This window comes from Lentilactobacillus dabitei, assembly GCF_019061365.1.
Lineage (GTDB): Bacteria > Bacillota > Bacilli > Lactobacillales > Lactobacillaceae > Lentilactobacillus > Lentilactobacillus dabitei.
Window position 1 is genome coordinate 1 of the sequence record NZ_JAHPPD010000210.1, and the last position, 249, is coordinate 249.

At 37.3% G+C, this 249-nt stretch carries 1 pseudogene; it reads right to left on the reverse strand.

Annotation, left to right across the window (positions count from 1 at the left end):
• Positions 1–249, reverse strand: a pseudogene (locus KTE19_RS13810) (SAM-dependent methyltransferase); the annotation flags it as partial.

The following is a 249-nucleotide window of genomic DNA, read 5'->3' on the forward strand; positions in this document are numbered from 1 at the left end:
AACATTCCAAAACTTGGTTCATAGGTATTTGACAAGTATTCCATTTAAAAATTAACGTTCCATGTGGTTTGAGAACTCGCATACATTCAGAGAATCCTTTGGATAAATCAGTCTGCCAATTATCCTGATCTAGCTTGCCGTACTTTTTGACCAACCAGGATGTTTTTCCAGCGTGAATTAAATGTGGCGGATCCCATACAACCATGTAGAAACTATTATCAGAAAATGGCATCTCCGTAAAATCAGCTA